This is a genomic window from Mycolicibacterium obuense (assembly GCF_055397605.1).
In genome coordinates this window covers 3034778-3051656 of the sequence record NZ_AP043663.1, presented here as the reverse complement: position 1 = coordinate 3051656, position 16879 = coordinate 3034778, and the positions used below count along the sequence as shown (strand labels likewise).

Annotated in this window: 15 protein-coding genes; 8 read left to right on the top strand and 7 right to left on the bottom strand. The window is 67.3% G+C overall.

The window, feature by feature from the left end; all coding sequences use genetic code 11:
- Window positions 1–36: 36 nt before the first annotated feature.
- Both ACZ50N_RS14535 and ACZ50N_RS14530 read right to left on the bottom strand, forming a co-directional pair.
- Complete coding sequence (locus ACZ50N_RS14535) at window positions 37–1644, bottom strand: phytoene desaturase family protein (RefSeq protein ID WP_464473148.1); 1608 nt, start codon at window positions 1642–1644, stop codon at window positions 37–39.
- Entirely contained in the window at window positions 1634–2113 is a 480-nt protein-coding gene (locus tag ACZ50N_RS14530; RefSeq protein WP_046361297.1) for an SRPBCC family protein, read from the bottom strand. Before ACZ50N_RS14530 ends, ACZ50N_RS14535 begins: the two co-directional genes overlap by 11 nt.
- A gap of 89 nt (window positions 2114–2202) precedes the next feature.
- On the opposite strand from ACZ50N_RS14530, the gene ACZ50N_RS14525 reads away from it, so the two are divergent.
- On the top strand, window positions 2203–3030 hold the full coding sequence (locus ACZ50N_RS14525) for a peptidoglycan recognition protein family protein (RefSeq protein WP_048424297.1): 828 nt from the start codon (window positions 2203–2205) through the stop codon (window positions 3028–3030).
- 6 nt (window positions 3031–3036) lie between these two features.
- Here ACZ50N_RS14525 and ACZ50N_RS14520 read toward each other — a convergent pair whose 3' ends face one another.
- Entirely contained in the window at window positions 3037–4026 is a 990-nt protein-coding gene (locus ACZ50N_RS14520; RefSeq protein ID WP_046361334.1) for an NAD-dependent epimerase/dehydratase family protein, read from the bottom strand.
- Window positions 4027–4187: 161 nt separating this feature from the next.
- Here ACZ50N_RS14520 and ACZ50N_RS14515 point away from each other — a divergent pair, with 161 nt between their 5' ends.
- The gene (locus ACZ50N_RS14515) at window positions 4188–6167 is read left to right on the top strand and encodes a DUF7064 domain-containing protein (protein ID WP_464473147.1); all 1980 of its coding nucleotides are present in this window, start codon (window positions 4188–4190) and stop codon (window positions 6165–6167) included.
- 16 nt (window positions 6168–6183) lie between these two features.
- Here ACZ50N_RS14515 and ACZ50N_RS14510 read toward each other — a convergent pair whose 3' ends face one another.
- Window positions 6184–6789, bottom strand: a complete 606-nt coding sequence (locus ACZ50N_RS14510) for a TetR/AcrR family transcriptional regulator (RefSeq protein ID WP_464473146.1) — start codon at window positions 6787–6789, stop codon at window positions 6184–6186.
- A gap of 9 nt (window positions 6790–6798) precedes the next feature.
- Here ACZ50N_RS14510 and ACZ50N_RS14505 point away from each other — a divergent pair, with 9 nt between their 5' ends.
- The 3 genes from ACZ50N_RS14505 to ACZ50N_RS14495 are packed head-to-tail and all read left to right on the top strand — an operon-like array spanning window position 6799 to window position 9713.
- Complete coding sequence (locus tag ACZ50N_RS14505; RefSeq protein ID WP_464473145.1) at window positions 6799–8670, top strand: ABC transporter ATP-binding protein; 1872 nt, start codon at window positions 6799–6801, stop codon at window positions 8668–8670.
- Window positions 8667–9245 carry a hypothetical protein gene (locus ACZ50N_RS14500; protein ID WP_464473144.1) on the top strand — a complete coding sequence of 193 codons (579 nt, stop codon included), beginning with the start codon at window positions 8667–8669 and terminating at the stop codon, window positions 9243–9245. The genes ACZ50N_RS14505 and ACZ50N_RS14500 overlap by 4 nt, the downstream gene beginning before the upstream one ends.
- A gap of 51 nt (window positions 9246–9296) precedes the next feature.
- Window positions 9297–9713 carry a DoxX family protein gene (locus tag ACZ50N_RS14495; protein ID WP_464473143.1) on the top strand — a complete coding sequence of 139 codons (417 nt, stop codon included), beginning with the start codon at window positions 9297–9299 and terminating at the stop codon, window positions 9711–9713.
- A gap of 1 nt (window position 9714) precedes the next feature.
- On the opposite strand, the gene ACZ50N_RS14490 is transcribed toward ACZ50N_RS14495, so the two are convergent.
- Window positions 9715–10338, bottom strand: coding sequence for a flavin reductase family protein (locus tag ACZ50N_RS14490; RefSeq protein ID WP_464473142.1), 624 nt, complete (start codon window positions 10336–10338; stop codon window positions 9715–9717).
- Window positions 10339–10411: 73 nt separating this feature from the next.
- On the opposite strand from ACZ50N_RS14490, the gene ACZ50N_RS14485 reads away from it, so the two are divergent.
- Window positions 10412–11251 (top strand): alpha/beta fold hydrolase, encoded by an 840-nt coding sequence (locus ACZ50N_RS14485; protein ID WP_464473141.1) that lies wholly within the window; start codon window positions 10412–10414, stop codon window positions 11249–11251.
- A gap of 2 nt (window positions 11252–11253) precedes the next feature.
- Here ACZ50N_RS14485 and ACZ50N_RS14480 read toward each other — a convergent pair whose 3' ends face one another.
- A complete protein-coding gene (locus ACZ50N_RS14480; RefSeq protein WP_464473140.1) occupies window positions 11254–12276 on the bottom strand; it encodes a zinc-binding dehydrogenase in 1023 nt (340 codons plus the stop codon).
- A 138-nt stretch (window positions 12277–12414) separates the two neighbouring features.
- Between ACZ50N_RS14480 and ACZ50N_RS14475 the strand changes: the two genes are divergently transcribed.
- Window positions 12415–13293 carry an alpha/beta fold hydrolase gene (locus ACZ50N_RS14475; protein ID WP_464473139.1) on the top strand — a complete coding sequence of 293 codons (879 nt, stop codon included), beginning with the start codon at window positions 12415–12417 and terminating at the stop codon, window positions 13291–13293.
- A 1-nt stretch (window position 13294) separates the two neighbouring features.
- On the opposite strand, the gene ACZ50N_RS14470 is transcribed toward ACZ50N_RS14475, so the two are convergent.
- Window positions 13295–16060 (bottom strand): ATP-binding protein, encoded by a 2766-nt coding sequence (locus ACZ50N_RS14470; protein WP_464473138.1) that lies wholly within the window; start codon window positions 16058–16060, stop codon window positions 13295–13297.
- Between the two features lie 96 nt (window positions 16061–16156).
- Here ACZ50N_RS14470 and ACZ50N_RS14465 point away from each other — a divergent pair, with 96 nt between their 5' ends.
- Window positions 16157–16876, top strand: coding sequence for a hypothetical protein (locus ACZ50N_RS14465; RefSeq protein ID WP_464473137.1), 720 nt, complete (start codon window positions 16157–16159; stop codon window positions 16874–16876).
- Window positions 16877–16879: the final 3 nt, after the last annotated feature.

Here is a 16879-nt window from a genome sequence, read left to right as displayed (position 1 = left end):
GTTCCACAGCCGTGGCTTCTCACGGGCGGGCGGGCTTCAGCCGAGCAGGAGCCGGCTCACTGCCCGGTTGAGCCGTCGGCGTGGCCAGCCCACGGCCCCGTCGGCGGCCAGGGCCGCCCGCGCGGCGTTGCGGCCGCAGACGCCGTGCACGCCGCCACCGGGCGGAGCGCCCGCGCTGCCGAGGAAGACGTTGTCCAGTGGCGTGGTCGGCCCGCCCTGCCCGGGAATGGGTCGGAAGATCAACTGCTGGAACAACTGTGACGTGCCGCCGTTGACCGCTCCGGCGTGCAGGTTCTCGTCGCTGTGTTCCAGATCCGATGGCCGCTGGATCACTTTCCCGACGACATGGCCGGTGAAGCCGGGGGCGTGGCGTTCCAGGACGGCGTCGACGGCCTCGGCCAACCGTTCGGCGCTGCGATCGTCGCTGCGGCCCCGAGGCAGATGGGTGTAGGCCCAGGCGCTTTCGGTGCCCGTGGGAGATCGGGTGGGATCAGCGGTCGTCATCTGACCGAACAGCATGAACGGCTGGGTCGGCACGGTCGAGGTGTTCAAGTCGGCCATCCAGCGGATGAGGCCGTCGTGGTCGGCGCCGAGGTGGACCGTGCCCGCTCCGGCGAGGCTGCGCGATCGCCACGGGATCGGCGCGTCGAGCGCGTAGTTGATCTTCAGAACCGGGGTGTCCCAGACGAAGCGATCCAATTGTCGTTGCGGCCCGAGCGGCAGGACGTCCGCCGGGAGGAGACGCCGATACAGTTGTGGCGCTGAGGTGTTCGCGACGACGGCGCGACGGCAGCGGATGAAACCACCGTCGACGAGGTTCACCGCGGTCGCGCGATGTCCGCGCACGTCGATGCTGTCGACTTCGCGACCGCAGTACACGCGCGCTCCTGCTGACTCGGCCCGCCGCACCAGTGCCTCGGTCAGCTGACCCGCACCACCGACCGGCACAGGGAACCCGCCGTCCTGGGCCAGCATCAGCAGGAGGTATCCCATCACACCGCTGGCGGGCGCATCGACGGGCACGTCGGCGTGCATCGCGTTGCCCAGCAAGAGCAGCTGGGCCGCCTCGCCGTCGAACAGCTGTCGCGCCATCTCGCCCGCGGGCAACAGCAGCAGGTGCAACAGCCGTAACGCCTCGGCGGTGCCGAGCCGGCGCAGCAGCCCAGCGGGCCCGCGCACCGGCGGAAACGGTGCGAACAACGTGTCCAGAAGTGGTTTCTTGATGCGCTGGTACTGCTCGCAGACGGCGATCCAACGGTCCCCGTCCCCACGGTGATGCCGCTCGAATTCCGCTGCAGTACGGTCGATGTCGCGGTAGAGAACCGGAGCGTCGTCATCGTCGGCGCTGCGAGCGTGACCGACGACGGCCGGCGCGTGACTCCAGCGCAGGCCGTGATCTTCGAGAGCGAGGTCAGCGAGTGCGGGGGAGGCGACGGACAGCGGATAGAAGGCGCTGTAGAGATCGCTGATGTACCCCGGGGTCAACTCGGCGCTCTTGACGGCGCCGCCGGGCCGGTCCTGCGCTTCGAGGACGACGACGTCCCATCCCGCGTCAGCGAGCATGGTCGCGGCGACGAGCCCGTTGTGGCCTGAGCCGATGACGACGGCGTCGGCGGACTCCGATCGCGGGAGTTCAGCGCTCATCGCGGGTGCGGCGCTCGGCCACCGCAGCCAGCCGCCAGGTGGTTTCTCGGTTCCGGGGGAATGCCGCGGTCAGTGCCACCTGTTTGGGCAGCCAGCTCAGCGGCGGCGATACCGGTACCTCGGCCATCTCGATCCGGCAGCCCCCGCCGTCTACATCGGCCAGGCGGAGGGTGATCCGCGCTTTACCGAATGGACGTCCGTTGGCGATCAGGACGAGTTCCCTTTCGGGCTCGCATGATTCGACGACGGTGCTGTCGTTGAGCACGACCGGCCAGATGCCGATGGAGTGATGGATGGTGCTGCCCGGCGCGGGCCAGGTGGCGTCGACGGCGCGCATCCGGCTGTTACCGACCACCCATTGTGAATACGTCCACCCGTCGGCGATCACTGCCCACACCTGGTGGCGGGATGCCGAGGTGTCACGCGCGACGACCGGCGTGCTCTCGATGTCTTCGGGTTCTGTCGTCACCGGGTCGAACTACCCGCGCCCTCTCTGGCCAAACGTGGGACGTCTGGTTGCATAGGGGCGCTGTCGACAGGGAAGGGGAGGTGCCGCCGATGCCCGCGGTGTGGAGCGGTGATCCGCTGTGGCTCGCCGATGTGTTGCGAGCCGCAGGCCTCGACGTGCGCGAGTTGCCCGGCTGGCGCGACCGCGGTCACGGCGATTTCGCCGACATCCGCGGGGTGATGGTGCACCACACGGGGTCCGACGGTGCCACCGCGGAGTCCATCGCACGCGGTAGGCCCGATCTGCCGGGCCCGCTGTCAGCGCTGCACATCGCGCGCAGCGGAGCGGTGACGGTCGTGGCGGCGGGCGTCTCCTGGCACGCCGGCGAGGGCTCCTATCCCTGGTTGCCCGTCAACGGTGCGAACCGGCACATGATCGGCATCGAGTGTGCCAACAGCGGCACGAGCCCGTCGGCGCCGCATCGCACACACTGGCCGGACGCGCAGTACGTCGCCCTGGTACGAAGCTGCGCCGCTATCTGTCGACGCTTGGGTCGATCGGCCGACAGGGTCATCGGGCACAAGGAATACGCCGGCCGCGCTCAAGGCAAATGGGATCCCGGCGCCATCGACATGGACATCCTGCGCCGAGACGTCGCCGACGATCGCGGCGTACCAGAACCGCCCGACGACGACTACTCGGACATACTGCTGAAGCGGGGATCTCGCGGCCCGCAGGTGGCCGAACTACAGCGGCGTCTGAAGGCGGCCTATGCGAGCTACGCGGGCAACCTCGTGGTCGACGGTGTCTTCGGCCCCGACACCGAGGCGGCTGTCAGGGAATTCCAGCGCCGCACACCCGGTCTGGTGGTCGATGGGATCGTCGGACCTGCGACTGCGCGGGCCCTCCGGCTGCGTGTGGTCAGCGCACGAGCCTGACCCCCCTCAGAGCCGCCCGACCTGACGCAGTCCTTCGGCGGTGTCGGCGATCGTCTCGGCCGGATCGCGCCAGTGCAGTCCGAAATCGCGCGTGCTCGGTGCGTCGTCGGAGGCCGGCATCTGTGTGTAGTACTGCATGGCGGCGGAATTGATCGGCGTCTCGAACGGCAGAAACGGTCCGACGACGTCGAAGATGCGGCCCGCGCTGCGCAGCGCGACATCCGGCACCGGGACCACCGCGAGTGTGCGGTTGGTGGCGCGGCCGATCATCTGTGCGAGCTGGTCCACCGAGACCCGCTGGCCGCCGGCCATGTAGCGGCGCGGTCCCCGGCCCGGTTCGAGGAGCGCGACGTGCAGGTCGGCGAGGTCGCGCACGTCGATCACGATCCAGCCGGCGCCTCGACCCGGCACGGCGTGCATCTTCGCCGACGCCTCGACACCTTCGGCCGCCTCGCCGAACTGATCACCTGCGGGCGGACCCAGCACCATGCCGGGATAGGTGATGTTCACCGGCGCGCCGGCGTCCTGCAGGCCCCGCGCGTACGCCTCGACGGCTGCCTTCGAGCGGCCGTAGCCGTCGCTGCCGCCGACCACCGGGAGATCGGCGTGCAACACGTCGAGGTCGGGGCGGAACAGTGCCGTGAAGCTCGAGACGTGCACGATCGGATCGATCCCCGCGGCCGCGGCGCCACCGAGGACGTTGCGCGCGCCTTCGAGGTTGGTGTGCAGCATCTCGTCAGCCCGGCTGGGATCGGTCGAGACCATGGCCGCGCAGTGGATCACGGCATCGCATCCCTCGAGGGCCGCCGCGGTGCTCTCGCCATCGGCGATGTCACCGAGCACGTGATCGCCGATGTCGACGCCGATCTTTCCCGCGCTGGTGGCCAGCCGGCCTGCGTTGCGCACCAGGAAGCGCACCTGATGCCCGGCATCTTGCGCCGCCTTCGCCGTCCACGCACCGACGAAGCCGGTGCCGCCGGTGATCAATACCTTCATTTGCCCTCCGGTTCCACGACGCGCCCTATACCCGTTTTCGACCCGCGCGCCCCGGGTGATCATGATCAGGTTGCCACAGCTGCCCGTCATCGAGTTGACGGCCGTCAATTTGTTTGTCGGATGTGCTCTTCGCGACTGCCCCGCTGCTATACGTTGGCCGGGTGTCGACCTCGCAACCGCTCGTGGAAAGCCCTGCCGATCTGACCGTCGACTGGCTCAGCGCCGTCCTCGGGCGGGACGTGTCGAGCTTCTCGGTCGCCCGCATCGGTACCGGGCAGATGAGTGAGTGCTACCGGCTGCAGTTGGAGTACGGCGATGGTGAGCACGGGCCGCGGTCGGTGGTCCTGAAGGTCGCCGCCGCCGACCCGAGCAGCCGCCAGACCGGCCTGGCGATGGGGCTCTACGAACGTGAGGTGCGCTTCTACACCGACGTCGCACCGGGCCTGGGCGGCCCGGTCGCGTCCTGCCATCACGCGGCGTATGACGGCGCGACGGGCGTGTTCGATCTGCTGCTCGACGATGCCGCTCCGGCAATCGTGGGGGACGAGATCCAGGGTGCCACAGCGGATCAGGCGGAGTTGGCGATGCGACAACTCGGTCTGGTGCACGGTCCGCTGTTGGGTGACGAGGCGCTCGCCGATGCGGCATGGCTTAACCGGGAATCACCCGTGAACCAGGGCCTGATGAGCGCGCTGTACGCGGGCTTCATCGACCGCTATGCCGACCAGGTGGCGCCAGAACATCGCGAGGTCTGCGAGCGCTTCGTCGCGGCATTCGATGCGTTCATGGCCGGCGAGGGTGCAAGCGGTCGGCGCGGACTGGTGCACGGTGACTACCGGCTCGACAACATGCTTTTCGGCGAGCCGGGCGCAGATCGGCCGTTGACCGTCGTCGACTGGCAGACGGTGACCTGGGGGCCGGCGTTCACCGATGTCGCCTACTTCCTCGGCTGTGCGCTGCCCGTCGAGGAGCGTCGCGCGCGCTACGACGGGCTGCTCGCCGCCTACCACGATGCCCTCGGCACATCCTCCGGCGTCTCGCTGGACGATGTGCGCGAGGGGGTGCGGCGGCAGAGCTTCTTCGGGGTTCTGATGGCCATCGTGTCACCGATGCTGGTGGAACGGACCGCCCGTGGTGACGAGATGTTCATGGCCATGATCGCCCGGCACTGCCAGCACGTGATCGACGCCGATGCGCTCTCCCTGCTGCCACCGCCGTCGACGCCGGAACCATTGCAGCCGAACGCATCCGACGAGGACCGGCACACGCCGACAGATGAGCCGTTGTGGAGCGAGAGCTGGTACTTCGACTTCGCCGACGCAGACCAGAATGCAGGTGGCTGGTTCCGGCTCGGCCTCATCCCCAATCAGGGCCACGCCTGGGTCAACGGTCTGCTGTGCGGCCCGGGCCGGCCGACCATCGCCGTGCTCGACTTCGAGGCGCCGCTGCCCGACAGTCACACCCGGGTCGCTGCCGACGGTGCGCAGCTCACGATGGAGATCGCTGAACCGCTGGTCCGCTTTCGTGTCTCGCTCCAGGGCCACGGACAGGCCCACGACGATCCGGCAGCGCTGCTGCGCGGCGAGGCGGGTCGAACCGTCGATGTCGCCGTGGACCTGGACTGGACCAGCGACGGAACGCCCTTCCAATACCGGGTGTCGCCGCGGTACGAGATCCCGTGCCGGGTATCGGGCACGGTCACCGCCGACGGGCACTCCTACACCATCACCGACGTCGCCGGGCAGCGCGACCATTCGTGGGCGTCACGCGACTGGTGGGGGATGGACTGGGTGTGGAGCGCGATCCATCTCGACGACGGCACCCACCTTCACGGAGTGGACATTCGCATCCCCGGCGCTCCTGCGCTGTCGGTGGGATATCGGCAGCATGCCGGGGAAGGGCTGGTCGAGCTCACCAAAGTCGAAGCGCGCGAGACGGTCTGGGATGGTGAACTCCCTGTCTCCGCAGCGGTGGACTACGACGGGTTGACTGCTACGATCACTCCGGCCGGTCACGCGCCGGTGTTGCTGACCTCTCCCGACGGGAGGCTGAGCCGGTTCCCGCGGTCGTGGGGGCCGGTCATGACCGACGACGGCCGCAGCGGTATCGGGTGGATCGAATGGAACCGCAGCCAGGGCTGATCAGCCGTCAGCTCGGTCATTTCGACGACGCTTCCGGACGTTTCGTAGCGACCTCAGCTGTCGGTGATGCGGCGAGCTTGGTCAGCCCGCGCCGACAGAGATCGCGCGTTTCGGCGCGGGACCGCTTGCCGTGGCGCACGTCGTAGTAGGCGGCGGTGAGTAGCGACCAGGTGGCACCGACCATGAAGGTCGGAGTGAACTGTGTGTCGACCGTGCCGTCCTGGTGACCCCGCTCGATGACTGCGATGATGCCTCTGTCTGCTTCGCAGTCCAGGTCGTCGAAGTCGTCATCCGCCGCTGCCCGCATCCACCAGCCCAGAGTGTCCAGGCGTTCGAGCATCTCGTCGACGATGCGAAGGTAGGCCGCCAGTCCGCTGCCCTCGGCAGTCCGCGCGTCACGGACGGCTTCTTCGTACTCGGCTTCGACGAACGCCTCGATGCCCTCGGTCAACGCTGCGCGGTCCGGGAAGTAGCGATTGAGAGTGCTTCGGGCGACGCCGGCGGCGGTGGCGATCTCGCCCATCGACGCGGCCGCGTTGTCGCTCAGCACGTCGATGGCCGCCGACATCAGCGCCGCTCGGGTGCGGTCGCGTACGCGCTGCGGACGGGTGGTCGAGACCATGGGGACATCATGCCCGCACCCTCGCAATCGAGACACTGTTTGACGAAAATAGGACATATATGTCCTAATATTCGGGTGGCTGAGCGAGCGATGTCTGACGTGCGGACGCAGTCAAGGCCGTCGAAACTGTCGATTCTGTGGGACTTTGCGCGTCCGCACCGGGGCAGGCTCGTCGTGGCCCTGCTGCTGGGCCTGGGGGTCTCTGGCGCCGAACTGGCGACCCCGCTGGTCACGCGGTGGGTTCTGGATGCCATGGGGCCCAAGGGCAGTGGCTTCGCCGCTCCAGCGCTGCTGCTGGCCGGGGTGATCGTGGTGGGCGCCGTGCTGAGCTGGCGACAGTGGGTGCTCCTCGGGACGTTGGCTGAGGACGTCGTCTTCGATGCCCGTCGAGGCATGATCACGCAGTTTCTGAAGGCGCGATTGATTCCACTGCAGAAGCGGTCCAACGGCGAGCTGGTGACCCGAGTGACCAGCGATACGGTGTTGCTGCGGGAGGCCACCTCATCGAGTGCCGTCGGACTCGTCAACGGCTCGATCACGGTGATCGGCACGCTGGTGCTGATGGTCTACTTGAGCCCGGTCCTGGCATCGGTCACGATCGGGACGATCGCGCTGATCGCCGTCGTCTTCGCCGTACTCATGCCGGCGATCGGTCGGGCGCAGGAGAGCGCGCAGAGGTCACTCGGTGATCTCGGCGGCCACCTGGAGACGACACTGCGTGCCGTCAAGACCGTCAAGGTGGCCGGAGCCGAGGACCGGCAATCCGGTTCCCTCGTCGCGCTCGCGCAGCAATCGAGAGAACACAGCCTGCGCGCAGTTCGGCGCGAAGCGCTGACGTGGAGCGTCGCGTTTTCCGGAATCCAAACCGCCACACTCGTGATCGTCTGTGGTGGGGCGTATCTCGTGGCCAATGGGCAGCTCACCATGCCGACGTTGGTGGCCTTCCTGCTGTATGCGGTCGGACTGCTCGGTCCGACCATGGAACTCAGCCACCACCTCACGACCTTGCAGGCAGGCGTCGCGGCCGCGGCCCGGATCCGAGACGTGCGATCGTTGGAGCTCGAGCGCTCGGCTCCCGGTGCCGCCGCCGCCACGCGGGCCGGCGACTCACCGGCGATCGTCTTCGACCGGGTCACCGCGTGCTATTCGGAATCCGGCCGGCCGGTGCTGCGCGATGTGTGTCTCGAGATTCCGGCGACAGGGCACACGGCTATCGTGGGCCCCTCGGGCGCGGGGAAGACCACGCTTTTCGCGTTGATGCTCAGGTTCATCGAGCCCCAGGCCGGAGAGCTGCGGCTGGGTTCGACCGCCTATCGCGACGTGGACATCTCAGCGGTCCGCAGACGGTTCGGCTATGTCGAACAGGACAGTCCGTTGCTGCCGGGAACACTGCGCGAGAATCTGGTCTTCGCGAATCCGGCTGCGTCGCAACGTGCTATTGACGACGTGGTCGCGCGACTGCAGCTCGATGATCTGGTCGACGGTCTCGAACACGGGCTGGACACCGACGTCGCTGCGGCGACGATCTCGGGCGGACAGCGGCAACGCGTTGCGCTCGCCAGGGCTCTGCTGGCCGAGCCGGACGTGCTGCTGCTCGACGAGGTCACTGCGCAGATCGATGGCATCTCCGAAGCGGCTGTGCACGAGGTCCTCCGGAGTCAGGCGAAGCAACGCTCGGTCGTCACGATTGCCCATCGCCTGTCGACCGTCATCGACGCCGACACCATCGTCGTCACGGAACGCGGGCGCATCGTCGACCGGGGACGTCACCAGGAACTGATCGAGCGCTGCTCACTGTATCGGCGGCTCGTCGAGGCCTTGCGGCTCGACATCGACGCCGAGTCCGCGCGCACGGGCATACCGGAAAGGATTGCACCATGACCCATCTGCAGGTCGAGCAATCGAAGACCACGCCTGTCGCGAAATCGCCTCGCGGACAACAGGAAGCGCGGCGGTGGAAGCCGTCGACGAACAGTGTCTACGGCGGTGTCGTCGGAACCGTGTTCGCCAGTGCCACGCTGGCGGCCATACCCATCGGGCAGTCCGCCGGCTACTCCGCGGCCTGGGTGGCCGCCAGCGTAGGTATCGCCGCGGTGACGCGCAGCTATGGGCAGCACGTGTCGGCCCACCAAGTGAGTGCGGCGACCGGATTCTGGAAGGATCTGCGTTCGTTCATGCTGACGGGCATCCCCATGGTCGTCGCGTCGGTGCCGACGCTTCTTCTGCTCTGGGCGGCCCATGTGGTGGGGTGGCGTGACGACGCAGTGCGCGCAGACGGTTCCCTGGCTATCGGCTACACCTCCTGCGCGCTGCTCATGAATGCGCTTCTGCTGTTCGGCTGGGGTGTGACGGCAGGACGAATCAGCGGCTACTCGCGCTTGGGCGCCTGCGTCGTAGGCCTCGGTAACACCGCGCTGGGCGTGGCCGTGATCATCCTCAATCTCGCCATCAAGTGAGCGAGGCTCATGCGAAACCGTCTGAGAAGAATCTGCACGAAGGGAAAACCGATGGCTCTCTCCACTTTCGACCAGACGATCGGCGGTCGTCTGAACCCGCTGACCCCCTACGCACTCGCCGTCTTCCGCATCGTCTTCGCCGCGCTGCTGCTCTGTCACGGCACCACCGCACTGTTCGGCTGGCCCGCTCCAGACGCCGCTCAGTTCGGCGTCTGGCCCTACTGGTACGCCGGTGTGATCGAGCTGCTCTGCGGCGCTCTGCTGGCCGTGGGTGCGCTGACTCGCCCCGCCGCGTTCTTGGCCTCGGGCACGATGGCGTTCGCGTACTTCATGGGTCACGCCGGTCTCAGCTTCTGGCCCGTCGTGAACCAGGGCGAGCCGGCGGTGATGAACTGCTTTGCGTTCCTGCTGCTGGTCTTCACCGGACCCGGCGCGTTCGCCGTCGACACGGCTCGCAGCACCGGGTAGATCAGCCGGGGCGGCGCATCTCGAATCGGGCGTCGGCGGGCACGTCGAAGTAGGCTGCCGGTCCGCCGGCGCGCAGGATGGGGCGAGCGGCCGCGGTGTCGTAGACGCCGTCGACCAGGTACTGCTGGTCGATGTGAACGGCGACGACCTGACCCAGCACCATCCAGCTCTCGAGCAACCCACCGGCTCGGTCCTGAAGCTGGATCAATTGTGTCAGTACGCATTCGAAGTTGACCGGGCTTTCCGCGACCCGGGGTGGTGTGACGTCGACGGAGTCCACCGGAGTGAGGCCCCCGAGGGTGAACTCATCGATGTCCGGGTCCGCGCTGGCCGCGGTTTCGTTCATGGCCTCGGCGATCGGCCGGGTGGCGAGATTCCACACGAACTCGCCGGTGGCCTCGATGTTGGCGACGCTGTCCTTCCAGCCGATCGAAGCGAACCCGATCACCGGAGGGTGGTAGTTGAAGCCGTTGAAGAAGCTGTAAGGAGCCAGATTTCGTGTGCCGTCGGCGCTCACGGTGGAGATCCAGCCGATCGGTCGCGGCCCTACGATGGCGTTGAACGGATCGTGGGGGAGCCCGGTGCCGTCGGCGGGCCGATAGAAATGCGCGTCAGACGTGGCCATCGCAGCAGTCAATCACACGATGGCAGTCATCGTGCTGATGGCTTCGACGTGGGCCGGTCGCCACGATCGAGGGATGTCTCAGCTTCTCTCGGCCGATGCCGACACCCAGTACATCGACGCACCGAGCGCTCGTTTCGCCTATCGCCGATTCGGCGTCGATGGCGGAACACCGCTGCTGCTGGCCCTCCGCTTTCGCGGCACGATGGACCACTGGGACCCGGAGTTCCTCGATCGGCTGGGTGCAGAACGCGACGTGATCATCTTCGACAACGTGGGCCACGCGAAGTCAAGCGGAACCGCGCCGACGACCATGAAGAGCTTGGCGGGTGGGCTCGTCGAGTTCACCGAGGCGCTGGAACTCGGAGAGGTCGACCTGCTCGGTTGGTCCTTGGGAGGCGTCGTGGTTCAGGCCGCGACGCTGCAGCGTCCTGATCTGGTGCGCCGGTTGATCGTCGCCGGCAGCTCGCCCGGTGGCGGCGTGCCGGGCATGCCTGCGGCTGATCCGCAGATCTGGCAGGTGGCCACCAAACCGGTCAACGATGACGACGACTTCCTCTACCTCTTTTTCCCTGACGCAGGTCCCGGCCGCGCGCTGGGGGTGGAGTCGCTCCGGCGGTTGGACGCGCGCACGCTCACACCGGATCACACGCCGGTCTCCGCGGACACCGTGCGCGCACAACTCGCGGTCATCGGCTCGACAGGGTCCTCGGTGTGGGATCGCCTCGGCGACGTGACGATCCCCGTGCTCGTGGCCAATGGAGCCCACGACCGGATGATCGACGCCTACGCGAGCTATGCGATGGCGGGTCGGTTGCCGAACGCGAAAGTCATTCTGTACAGCGATGCCGGACACGGTTTCCTCTTCCAGCACATCGACGACTTCACCGGCGAGGTTCTGCGGTTCCTGTCCTGATGTCAGCGGCGGGTGAAATCCAACACGATCCGGAACCGGGCCTCACCGGCCATCATCCGCTCGTAGGCCTGCGGCGCTGCCTCGAACGGCATCGTCTCGATCATCGGCGCGATCTGGTGTGCTAGCCCGAAGTTCAGACTGTCTTCGTTGTCCGCCGCCGTCCCGGTCAGACTGCCGACGATGCTGCGCCCGCCGAAGATGAGATCCGAGGTCTGCACCGGGATCGGCTCCGGCGAGGCGCCCACCACGACCAGGCGGCCACGCGGCCGCAGCCCCCCGACGAGGCCGGCCATCGACGCACCGCTCGCGGCGGTGGCGACGACGGCGGTGGCGCCACCGAGCTCGTTCAACGCCGAGGTGGTGTCCTCCCGTGAACTGTCGATGTAGTGGTCGGCGCCCAGAGTTTCGGCCAGAGAACGCTTCTCGTCACCGCGCGCGATCGCGACGACGCGGTAGCCCAGGCTCTTCGCGTACTGGATTCCCAGATGGCCCAGGCCGCCGACGCCCTGGATCGCGACCAGGGTGTTCACGGGCGCACTTGCAGCGCGCAGCGCGTTGAACACTGTCACACCGGCGCACAACAACGGTGCGGCGGTCAGCGGATCGAAACGCTCGGGCACACGCACCAGCCCGGAAGCGCGCGCGTAGGTCATCTCGGCGTACCCGCCGTCGACAGTCGTGCCGGGCTGGGGCTGATCGGTGCAGTTGACGAAGTCGCCGTGTCGGCAGAAATCGCAGCGACCACACTGTCCGCCGAGGAACCCGACGCCCACGCGGTCACCCACCCGCCATCGAGCGTCGACGTCGGCGCCCACCGCGTTGATCTCGCCGACGATCTCGTGTCCGGGAACGACAGGATGCGAGGAATCGTCGCGCTGACCTTCGACTGCCAGCGCATCGCTGTGACACACGCCGCATGCCAGCGTTCGGATCCGGACGTGACCGCGATCGGGATCGCGCACCTCGCGATCGACGAGGCTGAAGGCGCGCTTGCCGGTGACCTGATAGGCCCGATAGGACGTCATGGATAGAGCGCATCACATGACGGGGTCCGGCGGCATCTGCACTTTGACCATGGGTCGCGCGCGGTAGTCACGCGACGGATTCCCCAGCGGCCGGATCGGTGTCACGGTCGATAGATCACGCAAACCTGAAGGAGCCCCGTGACACGAGCCGCTGCCACACCCGCGCCAGACCTCGATTCCTCAGCTTTCGCTTCCACCCGCAACATCGACGTCGCCGGTGACGTACTGCGCTACCGCCGTGTGGGATCGCCCTCAAAAACGGTTCCACCCGTACTGATGTTGCAGCATTTCCGCGGCAATCTGGACTACTGGGACCCCCTTCTGCTCGACACGCTGGCCACGCACCGCGAGGTCGTCACCGTCGATCTGGCCGGGGTGGGAAGCTCGACGGGGCGCACACCGGACAATGTCTCGGACATGGCACGCAATGCGCTGGCTTTCGTCGATGCCCTGGGGTTGAAGGAAATCGACATCGTCGGATTCTCGCTGGGAGGCCATATCGCTCAGGAGATCGCATTGATCCGGCCGCGATTGCCGCGCCGGTTGGTTCTGGCGGGAACCGCGCCTCAGGGCGCGTCCGACCTGCATCGGTGGAGCGACGATGTCTACCGGTGGGCGGCGGGCGATGTGACCACGCCCGAGGACTTCATCTCACTGTTCTTCTCCGGTTCGGCCGAGGGCACCCGATTGGCCTGGGAGTACCTCAGCCGCACCCACGCCCGCACGGAGGATCGCGACCCCGAATCGTCCCTGGACTGCCGAGACGCCCAGTATCAAGCGTTGATGACGTGGGGTATCCCAGAATCCTCGAAGTTGGAAAGACTTTCGGCGATCACTCAACCCACCCTGGTCGCCAACGGCGACAACGACACCATGATGTACACCAAGAATTCAGTACTGCTGGCCGAGCACATTCGTGGTGCGCAACTTCGGATCTATGCCGACGCCGGGCACGGGTTCCTCGATCAGTACCCAGTCGAGTTCGGCCAGCACGTCGTACAGTTCCTGGGTCGATGACTCAGGTGATGTGCTCGCCACCGACACTGTCCCGCAGCTGATTACGACTGGTGATGCCGAGCTTCGGGAAGATCTTGTAGAGATGGGCGGCGACTGTCCGGTGGGAGACGTAGATCTGGTCGGCGATCTGGCGGTTGGTCAACCCCGACGCGGCGAGGCGAGCGATCTGCAGCTCCTGGGGCGTCAAGTCCGGACCTTGCCTCTCTGCTCGGGGGCCGGCCAGGTTCACTCCGGCGGCGCGCAGCTCGGCGCGCGAACGGTGGGCCCACATCTGGGCGCCGCGGGCTTCGAAGATGCGCAGCGCCGCAGCCAGCTGGACACGGGCGTCGATGATTCGTCGCCGCCGGCGCAGCCATTCGCCGTACGCCAGGTGGGTGCGGGCGTACTCCAGAGCGGCGGTTTCAGCGGCTTCCGTCTGCTGGAGCGCGGATTCGAAGTGGCCCTCGGCAGCTGGGTGCCCGCCGGCGAGCATCGCCCGGCTCCGCCGCACCAGCATGTCAAGGTGGGCTGAGCCCAATATCATTGCCTGCGTTTCGGTTTCGTCGAGCAGATCGGTGGCACCGACGTCAACGATGTCTGCTGCCGCGGCGGCTTCGGTGAGATCGGCGATCGACCATCGGCGGGCACCTCGATCCTTCGTGATCTGGGACAGCTCCGCGAAGGCGAGCTCGTGGTCGTGCGTCGACAGCGCGAGCAACCCCTGCGTCCAAGCTAGTTCGTCTCGCCACATCAGCGTCGTGCCGGCCGACAGGTGTTCTCGGGCGACGTGTATGGCCTCCTGCGCCGCCCGGACGTCACCGCGCCACACGTGGGCGCGGCCCACGAGCGCGGCCGCCGCGCCGACGCTGATGCGCAGGTTGGCATCGGTGGCCAACCGGAGCGCCGTCTGTGCGTGGATCAATGCTTCGGTGGGACGTCCGGCGACCAGGTGGGCACGAGCGGAACCGCGCAGTGCTTCGCACTCGATGGCAGGCGCACCCATGTCGTGCGCGAGGCCGATCGCAGTGGTCCAACAGCGCTGCGCCGTCTCGAGGTCGGACACCGACTCCGCGGCCAGGCCCATCGACATCACCGCGGTGAGATCGTCGGCCACGTTCGCATGCAGTCGGCCGGCGTCGCCACGGAAACGCTGTGCCTCCTCGAGGTCACAGATCGTCGCCAGGGCGATGTCGACAATGGGTTCGCGAGGGCGGTCACGGGCGCGCAGGCGGGCAGCGACTGCCGACCTGTCCCCATCTGACGACCCGTGGAAGCGGCAGTGGGCAGCCGCCGCGGCGAGCAATCGCACTTCGGCCCGCTGGTGTGCGGGCGATGGAGACTCGCCGAGACGGTCGGCCAGCGACAGCAGGTCGGCGACGCGTGGCGCCCCCGCACCGGTGGTCACGCCGAGGGTGAAACGGGCGAAAGCGATGGTGAACAGGTCGTCGAGATCGGTGGCGAGCGGTTCGGCCTCGGCGAGGATGTCGATCGCCTCGTCTGTGAGGCCCGCCTGGTATGCGGGTTCGATGGCCCGCACCAGCCGGCGGACCCGCTCGTCGATGCCGGGGGAGAGGGCCGCGGCTCGCCGCCACCCGGCGGCGGCCTCGGCGCTGGCGCCGCGGCTCTGCGCCTGAAACGAGGCCCATTCGAGCTCGGCGGCCACGTTCTCGTCGGGCCCGTAGGCGGCGGCGGCGCGCTGCCATGCTGCGCGCATCGGATCCGCGGCCGCGGCGGCCAGAGCATGGTGGAATGCCGATCTCCGGGAGAGCCCGACCGACCGATATGCCACTGTCCGAATCAGTGGGTGGCGGATGTGCACTTCGCCGCCGCCGACCGTCACCAATCCAGCCCGCTCGAGCGAGTCGACGTCGCCGTGATCGAGCCCCACGTGGCCTGCGGCTTCGATCAATTCGCCGAGGCCGCTGTGATCGGCCGCTGCGATCAGTGCGAGCAGCTGACGGCTGGCGCTCGGGATGGCGGCGAGCTGATCTTCGAATGACGCCTCGATGCGCCGCGTCGTCGGTAACGGTGTTCGAGCCGCCACGGTGTTGAGACGTCCGCGCGAGATCACGGCCTTGGTCAGTTCGACGATGGCCAAGGGATTTCCGGCTGCCTCATCGAGCAGCCGGCGCCGATCAGTCCCACTGAGTGGGTGATCGCCCGCCGCGCGGGCGAGAAGTGCCGCCGACGTCGTATCGTCGGCCGGACCCAGAGGTAGCCGCGGTAGGGATGCGAGGGTCGGCATGCGGTCGTCGAACCGGGACCGCGCTGCACACAACAGCAGTACAGACGCAGCGCTCACCCGTCGTCCCACGAATGTCACGGCATGTAACGAGGATTCGTCGAGCCACTGAGCGTCGTCTACGAGCAGCAGTAGAGGTCGCTCTGCTGCCGCCTCCTCGATGAGGCCCAGGAGCGACACCCCTGCGAGCAACGGAGGAGGCGACTGCCCCTCGGCCAGCCCGAAGGCGGTGAGCAAAGCGGCCTTCTGGTGCGCCGGAAGCGCCTCGACATGCTCGAGAATCGGGTGCACCAACTCGTGAATCCCGGCATATCCCACAGATGCCTGACTCTGGACGCCCGCGCAGGACAAGACGCGAAAGTCGTTGTCGCCCGCTAACTCTGCCGCTGCGGCGAGCAGCGTCGTCTTCCCGATGCCGGGCTCACCCTCGATCACCAGGGCGCTTCCGCGCCGTTGTGCGTCATGAGCCGCGGTGGTGATCGTCGCGAGTTCCTCGGCGCGGCCGATCATCCCGGAAACACGATCGACCGTGTACGCGAGCGCCACGGTGCGACCGTAGCACCCCTGGATTGGCATGGCAAACCCAGTTGCATGGTCATCTGACGGATGCCCGACGCTGCCCTGGGTTGTCACGCTGTTTCCGTGCACACACTGATCGACGACATCGTGGACGCCTACGGAGGCGCGCAGCGCTGGGCAGACGTCACCGCGATCTGCGCGTGCAAGCACTTCGGCGGTGCCATCTGGGGTCTCAAGCATGTCGCCGGCATCGTCGAGGACGGTGAGGTCACCGTGTGGGTTCAGCGGCAGCACACATCGTTGCGGCCGTTCACCGGTGACGACTTGAGAAGTGATTACACGCCGGACAGGGTGGCGATCGAACGCATCGACGGCCCGACCCTCGAGTCGCTGGACGGCCCGCGAAGCTCCTTCGACGGCCACACCCTCGAAACACCCTGGAGTGCACTTCAGTTGGCATACTTCACCGGCTACGCGATGTGGACCTACTTGGCCGAGCCGATCAATCTGACGGTGCCGGGTGTCGTCATCGAACAGGGGACGGACTGGGTCGAGGGCCATCAGGTGTGGCGGCGACTGCACGTCACCTACCCCGACTCCTTCGCCACGCACAGCCCGCATCAGGTGCTCTACGTCGACGACGAGGGTCTGATCCGTCGGCGCGATTATCAGGTGGACATCGCCGGCGGCTCTCCGGCAGCGCATTACGTGTCCGACTTCGAACGTGTGGATGGAATCGTCATACCGGCGCGACGGATGATCTACGTTCGCGATGAACACAACAATCCGATTCCGGATCAGCTGGTGGTGTCCATCGAGCTCACGGACATCCGAGTCGTGTGAGAA

Coding starts and splice junctions, on each gene's coding strand:
- ACZ50N_RS14535 (WP_464473148.1), bottom strand. CDS start 1,644: ATGAGCGCTGAACTCCCGCGATCGGAGTCCGCCGACGCCGTCGTCATC.
- ACZ50N_RS14525 (WP_048424297.1), top strand. CDS start 2,203: ATGCCCGCGGTGTGGAGCGGTGATCCGCTGTGGCTCGCCGATGTGTTG.
- ACZ50N_RS14520 (WP_046361334.1), bottom strand. CDS start 4,026: ATGAAGGTATTGATCACCGGCGGCACCGGCTTCGTCGGTGCGTGGACG.
- ACZ50N_RS14510 (WP_464473146.1), bottom strand. CDS start 6,789: ATGGTCTCGACCACCCGTCCGCAGCGCGTACGCGACCGCACCCGAGCG.
- ACZ50N_RS14505 (WP_464473145.1), top strand. CDS start 6,799: ATGCCCGCACCCTCGCAATCGAGACACTGTTTGACGAAAATAGGACAT.
- ACZ50N_RS14500 (WP_464473144.1), top strand. CDS start 8,667: ATGACCCATCTGCAGGTCGAGCAATCGAAGACCACGCCTGTCGCGAAA.
- ACZ50N_RS14495 (WP_464473143.1), top strand. CDS start 9,297: ATGGCTCTCTCCACTTTCGACCAGACGATCGGCGGTCGTCTGAACCCG.
- ACZ50N_RS14490 (WP_464473142.1), bottom strand. CDS start 10,338: ATGGCCACGTCTGACGCGCATTTCTATCGGCCCGCCGACGGCACCGGG.
- ACZ50N_RS14485 (WP_464473141.1), top strand. CDS start 10,412: ATGTCTCAGCTTCTCTCGGCCGATGCCGACACCCAGTACATCGACGCA.
- ACZ50N_RS14480 (WP_464473140.1), bottom strand. CDS start 12,276: ATGACGTCCTATCGGGCCTATCAGGTCACCGGCAAGCGCGCCTTCAGC.